The 18,464-nt window shown below is 53.5% G+C and carries 14 protein-coding genes; 7 read left to right on the forward strand and 7 right to left on the reverse strand.

What is annotated here, in order from left to right:
- The first annotated feature begins 165 nt into the window (after positions 1-165).
- The 3 genes from mutM (at position 166) to DTL42_RS21490 (ending at position 3,556) form a co-directional block, all read left to right on the forward strand.
- Entirely contained in the window at positions 166-1,005 is an 840-nt protein-coding gene (gene mutM, locus DTL42_RS21480; protein WP_114372039.1) for a bifunctional DNA-formamidopyrimidine glycosylase/DNA-(apurinic or apyrimidinic site) lyase, read from the forward strand.
- A 97-nt stretch (positions 1,006-1,102) separates the two neighbouring features.
- The gene (locus DTL42_RS21485; protein WP_114372042.1) at positions 1,103-2,125 is read left to right on the forward strand and encodes a DUF3500 domain-containing protein; all 1,023 of its coding nucleotides are present in this window, start codon (positions 1,103-1,105) and stop codon (positions 2,123-2,125) included.
- An 81-nt stretch (positions 2,126-2,206) separates the two neighbouring features.
- Positions 2,207-3,556 (forward strand): DUF1570 domain-containing protein, encoded by a 1,350-nt coding sequence (locus DTL42_RS21490; RefSeq protein WP_158545508.1) that lies wholly within the window; start codon positions 2,207-2,209, stop codon positions 3,554-3,556.
- A gap of 21 nt (positions 3,557-3,577) precedes the next feature.
- Here DTL42_RS21490 and glnD read toward each other — a convergent pair whose 3' ends face one another.
- From glnD to DTL42_RS21505, 3 genes are all read right to left on the reverse strand, one after another.
- On the reverse strand, positions 3,578-6,214 hold the full coding sequence (glnD, locus tag DTL42_RS21495; protein ID WP_114372046.1) for a [protein-PII] uridylyltransferase: 2,637 nt from the start codon (positions 6,212-6,214) through the stop codon (positions 3,578-3,580).
- A 95-nt stretch (positions 6,215-6,309) separates the two neighbouring features.
- The gene (locus tag DTL42_RS21500; RefSeq protein WP_114372048.1) at positions 6,310-6,648 is read right to left on the reverse strand and encodes a P-II family nitrogen regulator; all 339 of its coding nucleotides are present in this window, start codon (positions 6,646-6,648) and stop codon (positions 6,310-6,312) included.
- 102 nt (positions 6,649-6,750) lie between these two features.
- A complete protein-coding gene (locus DTL42_RS21505; RefSeq protein ID WP_114372050.1) occupies positions 6,751-8,214 on the reverse strand; it encodes an ammonium transporter in 1,464 nt (487 codons plus the stop codon).
- Between the two features lie 334 nt (positions 8,215-8,548).
- Here DTL42_RS21505 and DTL42_RS21510 point away from each other — a divergent pair, with 334 nt between their 5' ends.
- Together DTL42_RS21510 and DTL42_RS21515 are read left to right on the forward strand one after the other, a co-directional pair.
- Positions 8,549-9,640, forward strand: a complete 1,092-nt coding sequence (locus tag DTL42_RS21510; RefSeq protein WP_114372904.1) for a TolB family protein — start codon at positions 8,549-8,551, stop codon at positions 9,638-9,640.
- Positions 9,641-9,648: 8 nt separating this feature from the next.
- Positions 9,649-10,098, forward strand: a complete 450-nt coding sequence (locus DTL42_RS21515) for a bis(5'-nucleosyl)-tetraphosphatase (protein ID WP_114372052.1) — start codon at positions 9,649-9,651, stop codon at positions 10,096-10,098.
- A gap of 31 nt (positions 10,099-10,129) precedes the next feature.
- Here the strand turns inward: DTL42_RS21515 and DTL42_RS21520 are convergent, their stop codons facing one another.
- Positions 10,130-11,743 carry a transglutaminase-like domain-containing protein gene (locus DTL42_RS21520; RefSeq protein ID WP_158545509.1) on the reverse strand — a complete coding sequence of 538 codons (1,614 nt, stop codon included), beginning with the start codon at positions 11,741-11,743 and terminating at the stop codon, positions 10,130-10,132.
- A gap of 487 nt (positions 11,744-12,230) precedes the next feature.
- On the opposite strand from DTL42_RS21520, the gene DTL42_RS21525 reads away from it, so the two are divergent.
- Both DTL42_RS21525 and DTL42_RS21530 read left to right on the forward strand, forming a co-directional pair.
- Positions 12,231-12,923 (forward strand): hypothetical protein, encoded by a 693-nt coding sequence (locus tag DTL42_RS21525; RefSeq protein WP_114372056.1) that lies wholly within the window; start codon positions 12,231-12,233, stop codon positions 12,921-12,923.
- Between the two features lie 233 nt (positions 12,924-13,156).
- Positions 13,157-13,732: a hypothetical protein gene (locus DTL42_RS21530; RefSeq protein WP_147274394.1), complete on the forward strand. Its 576-nt coding sequence runs from the start codon at positions 13,157-13,159 to the stop codon at positions 13,730-13,732.
- Positions 13,733-13,742: 10 nt separating this feature from the next.
- On the opposite strand, the gene DTL42_RS21535 is transcribed toward DTL42_RS21530, so the two are convergent.
- From DTL42_RS21535 to DTL42_RS21545, 3 genes are all read right to left on the reverse strand, one after another.
- A complete protein-coding gene (locus tag DTL42_RS21535; protein ID WP_114372060.1) occupies positions 13,743-14,858 on the reverse strand; it encodes a pyridoxal phosphate-dependent aminotransferase in 1,116 nt (371 codons plus the stop codon).
- A gap of 98 nt (positions 14,859-14,956) precedes the next feature.
- A complete protein-coding gene (locus DTL42_RS21540; RefSeq protein WP_114372062.1) occupies positions 14,957-16,879 on the reverse strand; it encodes a DUF4332 domain-containing protein in 1,923 nt (640 codons plus the stop codon).
- A gap of 135 nt (positions 16,880-17,014) precedes the next feature.
- Positions 17,015-18,190, reverse strand: a complete 1,176-nt coding sequence (locus DTL42_RS21545; RefSeq protein ID WP_114372064.1) for a sulfotransferase family protein — start codon at positions 18,188-18,190, stop codon at positions 17,015-17,017.
- Between the last annotated feature and the right edge of the window lie 274 nt (positions 18,191-18,464).

Genomic DNA, 18,464 nt, shown 5'->3' on the forward strand with positions numbered 1-18,464 from the left:
TCCATATGTCACGATTTTTTCAAGGTGGCATCGTCCCAGGAAGACTTTCCTTTTGCGACGCATGTGCCTGCGTGATAAACCTTTAAGTATCCTGGCAACGATTCAGGGGGTCAAGTGGACGCATGAGCCAGGCGACTCTCATGCCTATCTACGGAGAACACCCCATTGCCGGAACTTCCTGAAGTCGAAACGATGCGTCGGGGCGTGTTAGGCCTGGTCGGCGGTCGGATCGAAACGTTCGAACAGCTCCCTTGCGAGCGGCGTCCTATTGGAATCACCCCCAGCGCCCGAAAACTTCGTACCACGCTTACCGGCCGCACGATCGAGCGAATCGATCGGCTGGGAAAACGAGTGCTGCTGGTGCTGGACGATCAGTCACGTTTGATGTTCGAGCCGCGTATGACCGGGCTCGTCTTGATTTCAGACCCTCCGACGATCGAGCACTTACGAGTCCGGCTCGCCATTGGTGGGGCCCCACACAAGGAGCTTCTCTACTGGGACCGTCGCGGGCTCGGTTCGGTTCGGTGGTTCTCAGAAAAGGAATTTCAGCAAGAGTTTCATCTGGGCCGTTTAGGGCCAGATGCGCTCGATATCGAAGCCGCCGAATTCCGCGAAAAGTTCGCCACCACGCGGCAACCGATCAAGGTCGCCTTGCTCGATCAAAAGCGAGTCGCCGGAATAGGCAATCTGTACGCTTCTGAAATCTTACACCAGGCGAAAATCGATCCGGCACAGGCCTGCCACGAACTAAAGCCCAAAGACTGGAAGCGGATTCATGCTTGCATGCGTGAAATTCTGCTTGAAGCGATCGCGTACGAAGGCTCGACACTCAACGACGGTACTTACCGCAACGCCCTCAATCAATCAGGCAGCTACCAGAACCATCATCGGGTTTATGCCAAGGAAGGCGAGGTCTGCCGCTCTTGTGGCAAAGCGACAATCATTCGCACGGTGCAGGCTCAACGAGCAACTTTCTTTTGTCCCCGCTGCCAGAAGAGTAAGTAGCTGGCCGAAAACATTTTCATTGTTTTCCGAGCGTGCGTTCGGTTTAATGAAGATCGATACACTTCTCACCTATTGCCCCTTTTCGGAGGCCCACCCAATGACGGATCGCAAACCACTCCTCTCTCCTAATCGCCGTGACTTCCTGCAAACCGCAGCAGCCACCACGGCGGGCCTTGCCCTTGGGGGGACTTCCTTGTTAGCAGCCGATCAGGCCGCAGCTAATCCCCAAGCAGAATCCCTGGTGAAGGTGCTGTACGAATCGTTATCGGCCAAGCAGAAACAAGAGCTTGCCTTCGCTTGGGACTACGAAGATCCACTGCTGGGCAAACTACGCAACCATGTCGAAAACAACTGGCACATCACCGACCAGACCATCGACAGCAACTATTTCACGAGCGACCAAAAGGAACTGGTCCGCCAGATTTTCGTCGGAATCGTCAATCCTGATTGGGTCGAGAAGTTCGATCGTCAACTAAAAGACGATGCCGGTGGCTTCGGCAAACAGCAAAACATCGCCATCTTCGGCAACCCCGGGGAAGGGAAGTTTGAGCTGGTTATCACCGGTCGTCACATGACGATGCGTTGCGATGGCAACTCGGCCGAGCACGTCGCTTTCGGCGGTCCCATCTTCTATGGCCACGCCGCGCAAAGCTTCAACGAAAAACCCAACCACCCCGGCAACGTTTTCTGGCATCAAGCCAAAGCGGCCAACAAGGTGTATGAAATCTTGGATGGCAAGCAACAGGAGATTGCTCTTGTTAAAAAGAGCCCCATTGAACAGAAAGTGGCCTTTCAAGGCCCCGAAGGAAAGTTCTCTGGCATTAAAGTGGCCGACCTCTCCAGCGATCAAAAATCGGCTGTACAAGATACGTTGAAAGTGCTAATTGAACCGTATCGTCAAAGCGATCAGGACGAAGTAGTTGCTTGCCTGAATAAAAATGGCGGACTAGACGCTTGCCACTTGGCCTTCTATGAAGATGGCGACCTAGGCAAAGACAAAGTCTACGACAATTGGCGTTTGGAAGGGCCTGCGTTTGTTTGGTACTTCCGCGGCAATCCTCATGTCCACTGCTGGGTCAATGTGGCCGATTCGCCTGACGTGCCGACGAACACCGCCTAATTTTGTTTTTCAGCAGGGCAGGTTTGCACGGTGAAGCGAGTCTTGTTTCTTTTTCTATTTGTCTGGGCGGCAATGCTGGGTATGGCATTGCCGCTATCGGCCCAAACCGTCGGTCCTTTGCAGGACTTAGCGATGGACCATCTTCACTTGCAAGATGGATCGCAGCTAAGTGGCATGCTGCTGGAGCAATCGCCACGTGGCACCGAGTTTTTAGAAATCAATCGCCCGCCAGGCAAGCCAATGTTTGCCGTCATCCACACGGTCTCGTCTGAACGTGTTTTGAATGTAGAAAAGATCAGCGGCCCTGATCGTCAGCAGTTGGCCGTGTTGGTCGATCATCTGCGCAATCGCACGCAAATCCGCGAGGCGGAAAAAAGTTTGCTACAGCTTGTCCAAGTGAAGTCCGATGTTCTCGAATCGGACAGCGTGTGGCAATACTCTAGCGACCACTTTGTGCTGACAAGCCCGCTGGAAGAAGATCTGACACGAACCCTCGCTTTGCGTCTTGATCAAATCTTCCAAGCGTTTGAACACTGGATGCCGCCAGCAACCCAGCCACACGCCAAGATCCAGATCATTGTTTTCGATTCGATCAGCAGTTATTCAGCATATCTCCGGCGAATTGGCCTGCAAATCGACAACCCGGCCGTTTACGTTCCGCACACCAATCAAGTCTTAATTGGTAGCGACCTGGGGGCGTTTCAAAAACGTTTGGCGTTAATCGAACAGCAACACGCGATTACTTTGCAGCAATGGCAAATGGCGGACAAAGAACTGTCCCCCAACCTGAATGCGCTGGCCAAACAACTCAAGGATATGGGGTGGTCCCCCAACGAGATTGCCTCGGAAGTCCAGTCCCGACGCGAGGCTTGGCAACGTGATTACCGCCAGAAGCAAGGCCAAATCCAAACCACGAACCGCCGCAATCAGGCCCAGCTTCGTTCGCTGCTCGAGCAAACGACACAGCACCTGTGCCATGAATCGTTTCACGCTTATGTCGAGAACTTCCTCTTCCCTCAAGACCAGTACGACGTACCGGTCTGGCTGAACGAAGGTTTGGCCCAATTGTTTGAACATGCCCAATTCGAGAACGCCAGCTTTCGTATCGACCAGCCTCCGCGAAAACTCCTGGCCGAATTAAAAGCCCGCATCGAACGCGACCACGGGCTGGGCCTGCAAAGGATGCTGCAAACCGAATCAGGCAGTTTTCTCTTGTTCGAGAACCTGCACAAAAGCCAACTCGACTACGACGTGGCCTGGGGACTGGCGTGGTACCTTGTGTTCCAGAAAGAACTGTTCACCTCGGAACGGTTGGAAAAGTACGTTCATCGTCGTGGTACACCTCAACCAACGATCGAGGATACGTTCGGCGAACCGGTCTCTCAGCTCCAAGCGAATTGGGTTGACTTCATGCGCAAGCTAGAACCGTAACGGGTTGGCTATCAGCCGCGATTACGACTTCTGCTCGAGCAGCGATTCGCCAAGTTCGCGTTTGATTCGCTCAAGTCGTTCGCCTTCGACAATCTTTGCCCCATGCTCGTCGGTAACGTAAAACACGTCGACAACCTGATCTAGATGAGTGGTAATTCGTGCCACGTGCACACTCAAGCCCATCTCATAAAGCAAACGCGAGATCTGATAGAGCAACCCTTGGCGATCCTGTGTGAAGACCTCGACAATCGTATAGTTCTCGGCCGTGTCGTTGTCGATTTTTATTTCCGTGGGGATCGGAATCGCTTCTTCTGCCATGCGCTGATTGCGTGACGCCCAAGTCGTTGTGAAAGTCGGCGCTTGGTCGTTCGGATCGGTGACGTACTTACGAATCCGCTGGCAAATGTCCTCGATTCGTTCATCGGGTGGCTGGCCGTCGTGGTCTTGGTCTTGGACGAAGTAACGATCCAGCACCAAACCATCGGCTAAGGTATTGATCTCTGCGGCCAAGATGGTCATGCGTTGGCTGGTCACGGCGCCGGTTAGACGGTGGAAGACGCCTTGCATGAGTTCTTCTTTGGTGCCGATCGTGATTTCCAAAACGCCCCGATCCGGTCGGAACTGGCACGCGACCATCGGCGAGTCTTCCTTCATTTCGGAAAGTTGTTCCAGATCGCTCAGAATGCGATCGACAGGCGTTTCCTGCAGGAAGGCATCTGGCAGGGAATCTATCACCTTACGGAACCAAGCCTCGTTCTCTCGACCATGCACGCTCGTTGCCAAGGCATCTAGTTTCTTACGTCGTAATGCCACGGTATCGATCGTGTCGTCACCGCCCAAATGCTGCATCGCCCGGCGATATAGATCGGTCAGCACACGCACCTTCCAATCGTTAAGCGTATTAGGTCCCACGCCAGCAAAATCGGCACAGGTCAGCACAAACAACATTTTCAAACGCTCGGCTGGTCCATTCTCCATGGCAAAACGCAGCACAAGCTGTTCGTCGGAAGTGTCTCGCCGGAATGCCAAATGCGACATCGTCAAGTGATACAGCACCAAGTGATGTAGTGTCTCTTTGTCTTGGGGAGTCAGCCAAAACTGATCGGCCACTTCATTAGCGATCCGCGCCCCGACGATGCTGTGATCTTCCGAGAAACCTTTTCCCAGATCGTGAATCAATAACGCCAGGTGCAGCAGCCACTTCTTTTTGATCGACCGATAAACGGCCCCTAGCGTGTCGTCGCGATGTAGAAACTCGGTGGCACACTCGACCGTTTTAATACAATGGGCATCGACCGTGTATTTGTGATATTGATTGAACTGCAAAAGACAACGGGCATGGGCCATCCCGGGGACGATCTTTTCCAGCAGCCGCAGTTCGTGCAAACGCCGGAGCAACTCGCCCAATCGGCCTGGCTCGGAAAGCAACGCCAAGAACGATCGACGCGTCGCCTCGGTAAGTTCGATTTCGCCAACCCCTTGAAACTTGTTCCGAATGACTTCCCAAGTCGGATGATCGATATGGCGTTCAAAGCGATTGGCAGCGATCATCAGTTCTAATACTTCATCCAACTGAACCGCCCGTTGCTGTTTCCATCGCTTTGACGTGCTGATCTGGTAGGGGCCAACATGAAAGTCTCGATCGACTCGCCGCGTCATCAAAGGCCCAAACAGCGAAACGACGAGCGATTTCGGACGGATCGAGGCTATAAAATGACGGGCCACATCGCGTACACCGCTGGTATGCTCAAAGTAGGTCTGCATGAACTGCTCGACCGGCAACAACCCTTCGGTTCCTTGGTAGCCATACTTTTCGGCAAGGCGAATTTGCTCGGTTCGATCCAGTAAATCACTCGACTTGCCGGCGTGAAATTGCAGTTCGTTTCGTAGCCGCAACAAATAGTCACGAGCATCGCGGAGGATCTTGCGGTCTTTGTCCGTGATTACTCCCATCCGATTCAACGCGTCGAGTTCCACTTCACCATACTTGGCGAAACCAAGCCAACGCACCATTTGAATACCACGCAGCGTCCCGCTCGAACGTTTAATATTGGGCTCGAGCATATGGACAACCTCGCCATACTGCATCCGCTCTTCATCGCGCGAACTCATGATGGCGTGGTATAAGCTACGGAAATTTTGTTTGGCTCGATGACGAAATGGATCGGCAAACTGACGAAACAAACTGACACTTCCGGCCAAGTAGCGATTCTCGGCCAAGGAAGTAAAGATCGTGGCATCGGCCATCGCGGCAGAAATCGCTTGCGACGGGGTTCGTAAGCTATGACCTAGAATCAAACCAACGTCAAAAACATCTTGCTGCAATCGCTTGGTAAACTGAATCGCAGGTTCGCGAAACGTTCCCTCGTGCAAGATCATCAGATCGACATCGGAATACGGGGCCGTGTCCCGGCGACCATACCCGCCATGCGGCACGATGGCCAGCTTCGACATTACCTTTTCAGGCGTGAAGCCAGGCACGTCATCGGCGGCCGCATTGACCAGATCGAGAATGATCCCATCAAAGCAGTCGGTATTCTGGGCGCAAAGCTGAACCCCAGGCACACCAGCCTCGTGCTGCCGTCGGAGCTTTTCTCGCCCGGCGGCTAGTTTCTGCTTGGCTTCTAAAACTGATTCGCGGAGTCGCAATGCTGCCATGGGTGCTTCTATCGTCGCATTGAAAAAAACGGCGTCAGCTACTCAGAGATACGCCGTTTAGGTTTTTGATTAGTGCATGACGAAAACTAGGTCAGTCAAATCGCGTCTTCGCCAGTCTCGCCGGTGCGAATCCGAATACTGTCTTCCAAGTTCGTCACAAAGATCTTGCCGTCACCAATCTGCCCGGTCTGTGCCGTTCGCAGGATCGTGTCGATCACTTTTTGCAGGTTCTCGTCGCTGCAAACGACCTCGATCTTCTTCTTGGGAACAAAGTCAACGGCGTATTCCGTGCCCCGGTAAGTTTCCGTGTGCCCTTTCTGACGACCGTAGCCAGCGACCTCAATCACGGTCATTCCGAACACTCCTTGTTCGCTCAGCGCGTTCTTGACGTCATCCAATTTAAAATGGCGAATGATCGCCTCGACCTTTTTCATGGAATATCTCCTAATGCGCGTTGGTTTTGTTTTGCTAGGCCGAGCCTGATTTACCAGGCCCAGCCGTATGAATGAGCTAACATCGATAAACCGATGCCAGTGTTAGCTGAAAATGTAACCTTCTTCCCCATGCTCGGAGATATCAAGACCACGAATTTCGCTTTCTTGGGTAACTCGCAGTCCGATAAACACATCGATCAGCTTGAGCAAGATCAAAGTGGCAACCACCGAAAAGCCAACCGTCACCAGCACGGCCACGACCTGGCCGATCAACAGCGTCGCGCCACCACCTTCATACAGGCCGATCGGTTCGCCCCCCATGACATTGCGAGTCGCGAAAACGCCCGTCAACACGGCACCCAGCGTACCACCGACACCATGCACGCCGAACGCGTCCAGCGAATCGTCGTAGCCCATCTTTTGCTTCATCACCGCACACGTGTAATAACACAACATGCCCGCTGCTGCCCCCATTGCCAGGGCAGGCATCGGCAACACGAAGCCAGCCGCTGGCGTAATACACACCAGCCCAGCCACCGCGCCGGAGGCACATCCCAGAACGCTAGGCTTGCCACGAAGTAGCCACTCCATAAGAGCCCAAGCCACCGCCCCGGCTGCCGCCGAGAAGTGCGTTACGGCAAAGGCATTCGCGGCGATTCCATCCGCTTTCAGGGCACTTCCGGCATTAAAACCAAACCACCCCACCCACAGCATCGCGGCCCCTAAGGTAGTATACGTCAGGTTGTGGGGACGCATGTCATCGTGGCCATACCCCAAACGACGACCGACGAAAATCGCGCAGATTAAAGCGGAAATCCCTGAACTGATATGCACGACCGTCCCGCCAGCAAAATCCAAAGCTCCGCCTGCCAGTGAAGTAGATTGGCCGTGAGCCAAGATGCCACCATCCCATACCCAGTGACACAGGGGGCAATAAACCAGCGTGCCCCACAAGACCGAGAAAACGGCCATCGCCGAGAACTTCATCCGTTCGGCAAACGCACCGCAAATCAAGGCCGGAGTAATAATGAAGAACATCCCTTGAAACAACATGTGGGTGTACATGGGGATCGTATCCGCCATAGGAAACTCCACCGCGTTGGTTTCGGGATTAAAGCTTGCCTGAACGTTGTTCATGAACAAGAATTCGTCGTTGCCGAAGTAAGGATTATCGCCGCCAAACGAAAGTGAGTATCCCCACAACGCCCAAACCACGGTCATTAAGCCCATCAGGAACAAGCACTGCATCATCACGCCCAGCACGTTCTTTTTGCGGACGAGCCCGCTGTAAAACATTGCCAAGCCTGGGGCGGTCATAAAGAGGACCAGAGCGCTCGAGGTCAGCATCCAGGCGTTATCCCCGGTATCAAGTTGGGGGGGCGATTCCGATTCGATTTGCGTTTCGCCAGCAGTCAGATTGGGCAATCCATCTTCAGCAGGTGCGGCAGGGGCTACCGGTGCCGGCTCCTCATTCGAAGATTGAGCCATGGTTGCTGTAGCCAAAAGGCCAACCATGAATCCGACCACCGCGCAGACCGATAGCCTGCGGAGAATAAACGTGCGCATGAATCTCCACCTCAAAACCAATAAAATAATGATTTGAATAGGGAACGCGCCGCCTGATGATTTGCCTGAATCATCGCGCTATAGGACTTAAGCTGGGTTCCGCCGCCGAGCCTGGAGAGAAGGTTCAACGTTTTGCCTGATGCGAAACGGACAGCAAGCCAGTACAAAAAATAGGGGGAGGCAGGCTCCACGTAAAGTGGATAAGTCTAGTTCTCGCAACTTTTTTCGCTTCCCCCTCTATCGTTATTCTCGGACGAATGGGGGCGTTCTGCCTATAATGAAACGAAAAGCCCCGTTGTCGACCTGCCGATTCCTTGTTTGGGAGCCCACCGCCATGCCACTTCAGAGTCGTTTTGTTTCTCCTCTGCTTTGCTTACTCCTCGTTGCTGCTTGCTCAGGGTTGACGTTAGGGCAGGAGGCTACGACCGAGAAATCGATCGAAGGGAAATACCTCTCAAACGTGCGTCAAGTCACTTCCGGGATGGTCAAAGCCGGTGAAGGCTATTTTTCGCCAGATGGCAAGCAAATCGTTTACCAAGCCGTTCCTCCCCAATACCCGTTCTACCAGATCTACACCCAGCCACTGGAAGGTGGTAAACCGGAACTGGTGAGCACCGGTCGTGGACGTACGACTTGTGCTTATTTCACGCCAGATGGCAAAGACATTTTGTTCTCCAGCAGCCATCTCGACCCCAACATGACACAAACCGAGCAGGAAGAAATCGCACGGCAAGAGGAAGAACGCAAAAGTGGCCAACGCCGTCGCTATTCGTGGGACTTCGATCCTTATACCGATATCTATCTGAAAAACATGGCCACCAGCAAGCTGACGCAGCTCACGTCCGAAAAGGGCTACGATGCCGAAGGGGCGTTCTCGTACGATGGCAAGAAGATCGCCTTCTGCAGCGACCGCGATGGCGATCCTGATATTTACCTGATGGATGCCGACGGCACAAATCTCAAGCAATTGACCAACGCCAAGGGATACGATGGTGGGCCCTTCATTTCGCCGAATGGCAAGTGGATTGTCTTCCGCAGCGACCGCAAAAAAGAAGGCTTCCTGCAAATCTATGTGGTCTCGATCGATGGCGAGAAGGAAATTGCCTTGACCGATAACGTCGGCGTCAATTGGGCTCCCTATTGGCATCCAACCAAGCCCTATATCATTTGGGCTGGGGCCGATCACTCGAAGCCAGGGCGCCCGAACTACGACTTGTGGCTGATGAAGTACGAAGAGACCGACGACACCATCAAGCCGGGCCCAGTGTGGCGTATTACGGATAGCCCCGCCGCCGACGTATTGCCGGTCTTTTCGCCAGATGGCAAACAACTAATGTGGACCAGCACCCGTACCGATGACCACAGCAGCCAACTCTTCATCGCTGACTTTACTTTCCCTGAAGACGAATCCACGGCAGGACAATAATTCGCATCATGGCCGACACCTCACTACCCCAGACTAAAGCTTGCGGTTTTCTGATTGTAAAAGGCAATCCGATCGAGTCATTCTTGTTGATGAAACACCCCAAACGCTGGGACTTACCTAAGGGGCATGTCGACGACGGCGAATCGGAAATGGAGTGTGCCCTGCGCGAACTGGAAGAAGAAACCGGTATTCAGGCCGACGACATCACAGTCGATCCTGGCTTTCGCTTTCAGCTGCAATACGTAGTGAACTACAAGCGAAAATTCGGCGGTAGCGATGCCCTAAAGACGGTGGTTTACTTTCTCGCTCGCCTGGAACGAGACGTCAAGTTGAACCTGACCGAGCATGGCGACTTTCAGTGGTTTCCCTGGAAACCCCCGCACAACATTCAGGAACAAACCATCAACCCGCTGTTAGCCGCCGTAGCTCAGTACTTGAGTGAAAGCTCGCAACAATAACAGGGCAGGGCAGAGCTTCACCTGCGAAGGACTACTTCGTTTCGACCACCTCGACCTCCAGATGCCCAATCACTTGGGTCACTGGTAGAAATGCCGCAAACGCGCTCGATCCTGTGAGACTGGTTTGTGTGACCTTAATGTAGTCGACACCAATTCCCCCTTCACCACGCGTGGCGTCTAGGGGAATCCAACGATCGTGGATCCAAGCCTCGGTCCACATGTGGTAGGCGAAACCTTGCTTGCCACCATAATCAACATACACCATTCCCATCGCGGCCCGAGCCGGTATTTTGTTCGCTCGCAGCAAGGCGATCAACAAAACGGAATGCTCAGTACAGTCGCCCACTTTCTGCTCGGCCACGGCAGCAGCAGAAAGAAAGCCTTGCGAAAAGTTTTTCTGCTGAATCGTTTGATGGACGAATTTCTCTAGGGCGACGGCTTTCTGCCAAACATCCTCTTCCGGCAGCGAGGCCAACTTGGCGAGCGATTGTACTGCCGGAGAATTAACCTCAATCAAGGGACTCGCGGCCAGGTCTTCCGCAGTTGGTATCGGAGCGTTTGCCAAGGCTGCGGGAAGTTTCGTATCTGGGCGAACCCGCCAGACTTCGAGATTAGCCGTGTGCTCATCGATCGGAGTTACGACCTGGTTGGTCTGCGAAGCAAAAACCTCAGCCGGATCGCTACCTTTCAGATTCAAGCGGTAAGTTAATTCAGGCATCAGGGGCACATTCACCCGTGGCATGCCTCGGACTGGCACCATCATGTCGGTGACCAAATCGAACGTTACCGGCTTACCCTTACTCAAGGCAAATTCTTTCGAACAGCGATAGGTTTCAATCTGCTGAATGGGGGAAGTCGACTTCACGATCTCGCCAGAGTCATCCATCCAGATGGTGGTGCTAAGCAGCGATTGGCCAGGAATTTGGGTGATGAGTCTTGCTTTCAGTAGCCGCACGTTCGATCCATCAAGCATTCGTACCAGTTCTTCATCCAGTACTTCCACACGCGTCATGCCTGGTTGATTAAGCGAGGGGAGCAAAATGGTCTTTTCCCTTTGCTCGCCTGACTTGAGAGGAGGATTGTGGGTTAGCAGGTAATTTGCCAGTAAGCCTCCGTATTCCGCGGACCAATTAACTCTGTCCGTCGAAACCTTCCCTCCCGCGGTCATTTCGCTCGTGATCATTAGCGACTTGCCGTCCGGGCTCACCTTACCAACAAACCGCCTCACTGCGGTTCCTTCCTCAATCTTTGTGCTGAACTCTCTTAGCTGACCATCAAGTGTTTCGAGTGTGATATTCTCGCTGCGGATATCCAACGCCTGACCATCACGCCGCAGCACCATTCTTTGGACCATCGTTCCGCGAACATACGAACCGTCTTCCCCCTTAAGACGCTCGAAATTCGTCATCATGAAGCCAATCTTCTCTCCTTGATAGAAAAGAGCCCCCCATTCGGCGTGGGGTGAATTGATTTGCTCGACGTCATCTTTGAATTTCAGGGCCGGACTAGGCACCACCGGGGCTGACGTAGCATTCTGTTTTGAATTCGTGGAATTTCCTCGCGGAGCACTATCGCAACCGGCAAGACCAGCCCCAGCGACCCCAAGTAGTAAAATCCATGCGAAATGGCGGCGAAGAGAGAGCATGGCCATCCGGGGGAGAAAACCAAGAAACAAGAATGGGAACTTTCTCTCAAAGTATACCAAACCGGACGAACGTTTCTTCCTTGATTCATCGCAGGGCAATTGGTGATTCGTTAACGCAACATGCGTGGTGAAATCTAACGGTTATATCGGTCAACCCGCCATTCTGTTGCGTTCCATAGCACTCGATTTGTGCCCGCAAGCGTCAAAGAACTTGGATCTCTTGTTTTGAAAAATTGTTCCGTAAGACAAGGTGCTAACACGTTTTAGAGAGCTATGTTTTTAATAGATTCGCGTGAGTTGGCTCTCTTGTTTCGGCCTTCCGGTCAAAAAGCTAGTTAGCTACCGAGGTTTCCGCCACAGATTGCGGCAAACACAACCGCACAGCGAATTATTCAACCTAGGATTCAAAAAGAAAAAAATGAACGACTTGAGCAGGGACACTGAGTGTTCCCGTTCAAGGCCAAGAAAACAGCAGCAGAGGTCACTTATGGGCTTCCTTAAACGATTTTTCAAAAGCGTCTTCCACGAGAACGAACTGGCCCGTATTGGGAACAGTTTCGAACATCTCTCGGAAGAACAACTGGAAGCACACCTGGACGTTGGCAGCTACAACGGATTTGAACTGACCGAAGCCGTCCGTCCTTCCTTCGACCTGAAGGTCGTCCCCACGCAAGGCTTCCGCCGTGAAGTCTATCGTGACGAACAAACTGGAAGTAGCGTTCCTGTCTTGATGGCAAGCGCGACTCGATCCAACCTGTTCGAAACGTTTATCGAATTGCTAGATCCCCTGGGCAACGAGGTGGATGTGGTGCTCGAGTCGAGTCACTATCAGCAGTCTCCTTCCCATTGCGACATGTATCGCGAACATATCGATCTGCCGGTCCTCAAAAGCATTCTTTACGATTATGAAGATATGTTGCTGAACGACGGCTGCACTGGTATCGCCGTGCTGAACCCCCATCTACCGATGGAAGTTCAGTTCGACGAACATAAATTGCTGATCGTTTACGGTACCGATTTGAAGCCGTTTGAAAACGTGATGATCGACCGCGACATTTACCCAACGCCTGAGATGCGTTTCATCACCGAGGCGGAGCATGTCCACTCGTCGCATCAACGCTATCAACAGCAACTGGATGAGCTTCGGATGCGTCTAGGAATGGACGAACATTACGGCTAGCCCTTAGGAATGCGAAAAAACCACCAGAAAACAGTTCAGGCCGAGTCCTCTGGGTTTGCGGCCTGATTGTTTGCTAGCAGCGGTCAGATTGCCCTTGCTTGGAATACCCAGATCCGTCAAACTCCGCCACCCAATTTTCTGGTAAGCGGGAGTTGAAGATCTTGGCGAGGTGGTTACCTCAATTCGGTTTGGTTCTAGTCGTTTGCTGCCTTGGTTGCAGCAGCGTTGTGCCGTTGTTGCATCATACTGGCAGTGCGCCTCGCCAGATGGTCGATAATCCACACTTCGTCCCGATCAAGAACTACGACTTGATGTGGGAACAGATTGTCGATGCGGTGGACGACCACTTTAAAATTCGGCGCGAACAACGCGTCCGAGTTGTCGCCGGACAACTAACCGATGGGCGCCTGGAAACGTACCCACGCATCGGCAGCACCATTCTGGAACCGTGGCACACCGATTCGACTCGTGGTTACGAGAAACTGGAAAGCACCCTCCAAACCATTCGCCGACGCTGCATCGTCCGCGTAACACCGGAACCAGAAGGGTTCTTTATCGGTGTTGAAGTTTACAAAGAAATGGAAGACGTCACGGGGCCATCCGATGTGGACATGGCCCTGGATGGTGCCCGCTTCGACGGCACTTTGCGTAGCGGCATGGAACAACCAGAACTCGGCCCAGAAATCGAGGGCTGGATTCCCCTTTGCCGCGACGTGCTGCTAGAACAGCGTATCTTGCAAGATATTCTCGCTCGGCTTAACGGCATCGAGGACGAACAACCCTCGAAACCGTTCGGTTTGCTGCAATAACGGCGTGCGATTAGCCGCCTTGCTTGGCCAGCTTGCGTAGCACTTCAATCCCGCGATCGATCGTCGCATCGGAAGCGGCGTACGAAATACGGAAATGGGTGTCTTGGCCACTGAAGATCTTGCCCGGGATTATTAGCAAGTTGTTCTCGATTGCCTTGGTAACGAACTCGCTCCCGGTTCCCCAAGGAGCCTTCGGGAAAACGTAAAAAGCCCCTTCCGGCTTGGCAATTTCGTACAGGTCGGAAAGCCCATCGATGAGCTTATCTCGCTTCACTCGATAAGCGTTGACATGCTCGGACATATCAACCTCCATCGCTGCCGCTCCGGCCCACTGCATTGGCTGAGGGGCACAAACGAAGGTGTACTGCTGCAGCTTAATCATCGTTTCGATCACCGCAGCCGGCCCATGCACATAGCCCAAACGCCAGCCTGTCATTCCGTAACTCTTTGAGAAGCCATCGATGACAATCGTGTTTTCGTTATACGAGGCAGGCGACGCGAAACTGTCGTCGTACGTGAACAGCCGATAAATCTCGTCCGAGATAATCGCAATGTTCTTCTCTTCCGCCAGCTTGGCCAACGCGGCCACTTCTTCCTTTTTAGCGACAATCCCCGTCGGGTTACCTGGACTGTTCAGCAGAATTAGCTTTGTTTTGTCCGTAATCGCGTCGGCAACCTGGTTGATATCGATCTTAAAATCGGGATAGGTACCCAGCACAACCGGCTTGCCACCTACCAGCTTGACCAGCGAGCTATACATGACAAAGTACGGATCGAAGATGATGACTTCATCCCCTGGGTTGACCATGGCCAACATCGTCAGCACTAGCCCACCACTCGTTCCGGAACAAACAAACACCTTACGATCCGGGTGACCATATTCGGCGTCGACCTGAGCTTGCAGCTTATCGCGCAAAATCGGCATACCCTGCGTCAGAGCATAGCCATTTCGCCCACCTTCAATCGCATCGATCGCGGCCTGCTTGGCTTCATCCGGCACATCAAAATCAGGCTGACCGATCGAAAGATTAATCGGATCGGTCATATTGGCCGCCAGGTCAAAAACCTTACGGATGCCACTACTGTCGAAAGAAGCCGTTCGTTCGGCTATCCAAGGATGGGTCATGGAAAGATACGTTCATACAAGGGGTGCGATCGAAAACCGATCTGCCAGTATTACCCAGAACCGTTCCAGCGACAAGAGACAGAGAAAAACGCCCGGTTTTACGCGGCTTGCAGCCGCCGAGCCTGCCCAGCCCAGGCAATCCAGTTGGTCACCTCTTCCAAGTCAGGGGGCGAACTTCCCCGCAAAATGCGTTGTCCAGCGGACGTTTCTGCGTACTCCTCCACCTCGATCAGCAGCATCTCGGCATTTGCACGGGCGACCGCCTCTGGACTTTCATAGCCGCAGCCGGTCAGCAACTGGGCATCGTGGCCACGCAGCATCGGAATGCGGCAAACCAACACCGCTTGGGCTTGCCACTCGGCCAAGATATCGGCATTGATTTGCTGAACCTTAATTTTGGGGGCCACCGCATCTGGATCGGCGGCAATCAATTGTGCGACCGTCCGAATCCCCACTCCATTGAGCCGCTTGGCCGTCTTGTTACCAATGGAAGGCGCGTCTACCACCAAATCGCTGGCCTCCAGGTAAAACTTCAACGGCTTGCCTTCGACCGGCTTCTTCTCTTCGATCGCCCGACCGTCGCGAGCCGGCACTTCGTTTCGCTGTGACTTCTTCTTCTTGGCTTGGGGCAATTCTTCCTGGCGCTCCGATTCCGCCACCTGCTCAGTGCGAGCAATTTTCAGTTTTCCTGACTTAGCAGGCTTTTCGCTCGCAGCTTCGGCCTGAAACTCATCGACCGCAGGTTCCATCTTCTTTTTGGGGGAAAGCTTCGGGCGAATCTTAACTCCCTTCGCTGGTTGAAACTCTGGTGATGAGGACTCGTGCAACGGGCCTACCTCCTCCGCCTGCGGGACTTCACGCGACGAAACCTGCTCGACAGGCACCTCTCGGGGAAGAGTAGGGCGTTGCATCTCCGATCCGACGTCAAGTTTTTCCACTCGGCCAGGCTTGACCTTCGCGGGCTCTGAACGACGCTCGACGACACGATCGGTCTGCGTCTTTTTCGCTGGTTTTCCCGCAGAGCTAAGGCCAAGGCGGCTACGCGTGAGGCTGGCCAGATTCACTTCCGGCAAGTTGTAACCTTCATACTGTTCGGATTGCTCGGTCTCTTCTGGCACCTGATTCTGTTCGGCCAACAGCTCGTCTCGAACCGCCCGAACATCTTCCGGCAAGTTCCGCTCGACCTTCCCAGTCTTCTGGTACTCGCGAAACATCTGGCGAATCCGTTCGGCTTGCTCTTGGTTTTCAATCCGGTTGGTCACCCACTGAATGGGCATCTCGATGGTGGCAAGCACCGTTTCGGCCACCAACAGGACGCGTGGCAGAGCAACAGCCGCCTCGTCGAACGCTCGTTCCAGAATGCGAGCAATACCTCCGATGGCATGCCCCAGCAAAGCCGAGACGATATCGCGGCAAACAACATCCAGCCCGCGAGGTGGATTACGCCGCCCCAGCTTGAAATTGTAATGATCGATTAGCACCTGATACTGCTGATGTGACTTCTCCGCCCCTTCACGGACCATCTGCTCCAGCCAATCGTTGCCGCTGGGAACATGAACCCCCAGTTGCCCGCGTAAAACGGCTGTGGCACGCAGACGATCATAGCTACAGCTAATGCTCCATTCGACCGCCCGGTGGATATTGTTTTCCGCCTCGGACTGGGCCGTATGAAAGGGCATGATCGGATCGGAGTAGTAATGACTCAATACGCCAGCGCTGTAGGCAGCATCGGACCATTTTTGATGGCGAAGCGCCTCGACCAAAGCATCGTACCACTTGCGTGCAGCCTTCTCGGCACCTCCCCAATAGTCCTGCGAAACGTGCAGCACATGATTGCGAAAGTCCTTGAACTTCTTATCAGGGTCTTTCGAGCCCCGCAGATAGGGCTCGTAATATTTCAGAAAGAGATTCCGCCGCCGTGATGCCTCGTCGCCATGCAAATAGTTCAACGCATCCAGCGCCAGCTTATGGTGCGTACCATTGGCATGTGCAGCGTACAGAATGTCAAACAACAAATGCATCCGGGCATCCTTCCCGACGGAAGCTTGATCGCCTCCCGCAACCTTTCCTGGTGGGTGCTATCTAACGAACGCTTCGCATTCTAGCGAAAAACGCCCAGTTTCCCCAAGGGAGATTTGATAGCACTGCCAGCCGAACTAGGCATCGTCTAACGCATAGCCATGACGCTCGAAATAGCCTCGCCAACGCCGCTGAATCTCTTCTCGCGTCGCATCGTCCATGGTGTGGCTATTGCGGCGAAAGTCTTTTGTGCGTTCGGCATACGCTTTCACTCCAGACTCAATCCGGTCGAAGCCATCCAATCCAATCGAATCGTAAACACGACGCAACTCGGCAATCGGATCTTTCACCAGGTCTTCGTAACGCGTATGTCCCACACGCTCGGCAGGCACTTCCGCCAAGCCTCGCTCGTAGGCAGCATACATTCGCTCGAAGCAATCGAAGACGTATTCGCGATAGTCGTCCTTAGAAACTTGAAACGATTGCACTTCGTCCATCGTATGCCACAGCCGCACGGTCGAAGCGAACACGTCATACGGGTCGCGGGCAATATGAATGAAGCGGGCCTCCGGAAACCGCTCGGCCAGTTCGCCGATCCGTCCGGTATGCGTGGGCGATTTCAAGATCAGCGGCTTCTTTTCCTGCACGGTAACCATTCGCATGAACAGATCGAGCGTATCGAGCCACGCCTGGCGTTCCTCCGCTGAAACGGCTGCCAAGTCGAGATAGTCAGGATCTGGCTTAGCATTATTCGGAAAAGCCATCCGCACATAAGGGGACATCTCTCCCAAGCTCAGCAGACCAAACTCATCCTCTTGCGGCTTCGACCACCCCATCGTCATGTTGTCCATCGGACGATTCCGAGGCATGAAAAAATTGAAGTACTTCTCGATCAGCCGTCCGTAAATCAAAAACATATTCGGCGCGAAGCACTGAATGGTATTCGGAGTGGCATAGCGATCGTCAGATGACATCAGCTCGTGCAAAAGCGTGGTACCACTTCGCCAATGCCCCAAGATAAAGATGGGGGCTTCGATTTTGGCGTTGTCGATCTGCGTGCCGAAAGCCAGCCGCTGTAGCTGGTGGCAGATGCTGTTATTGACTGAAAAAGCGGAGGCCGTCATGGCCAGCCCCAGCTTCATCGGATGCACCTTGAAACCGTTCTTTGCTAGCAGACTGCTCCAAGTTCCCATACGCATGCCGTGCCAGACCCGGGGCGTGTACCAAGGATAATTGTTGGCCTTAGGCTTCTTAGCTGGCTTGCTATCGACTGGCTTGGTGGAACTGTCAACAGCGGGGGATGGAGCGTTCAAAGAAACCGCTTTCCTGATTCAGAGACAAAGGGAGCAACCGAGAGACGGAGTTTATGCGAAAACGCCTCGCCTCACCAGCGACATCGGACAGGCCGTTACCGCTAGCACTTCACGCTAATTGGCTGCTCCCCCGGCGGTCAAGGGGCCCAAAATTAGGCAGGCGATAACCTGACTGGCCATAACGACTTCCAAAGAATCGATCGATCTGGACACCGATCCTTGGTTTTCTGTACTCTTCGCCACGCTCGTGTCGGTTCGAGCCTGGAAAAACTTG

The organism is Bremerella cremea, assembly GCF_003335505.1.
Taxonomy (GTDB): Bacteria; Planctomycetota; Planctomycetia; order Pirellulales; family Pirellulaceae; genus Bremerella; species Bremerella cremea_A.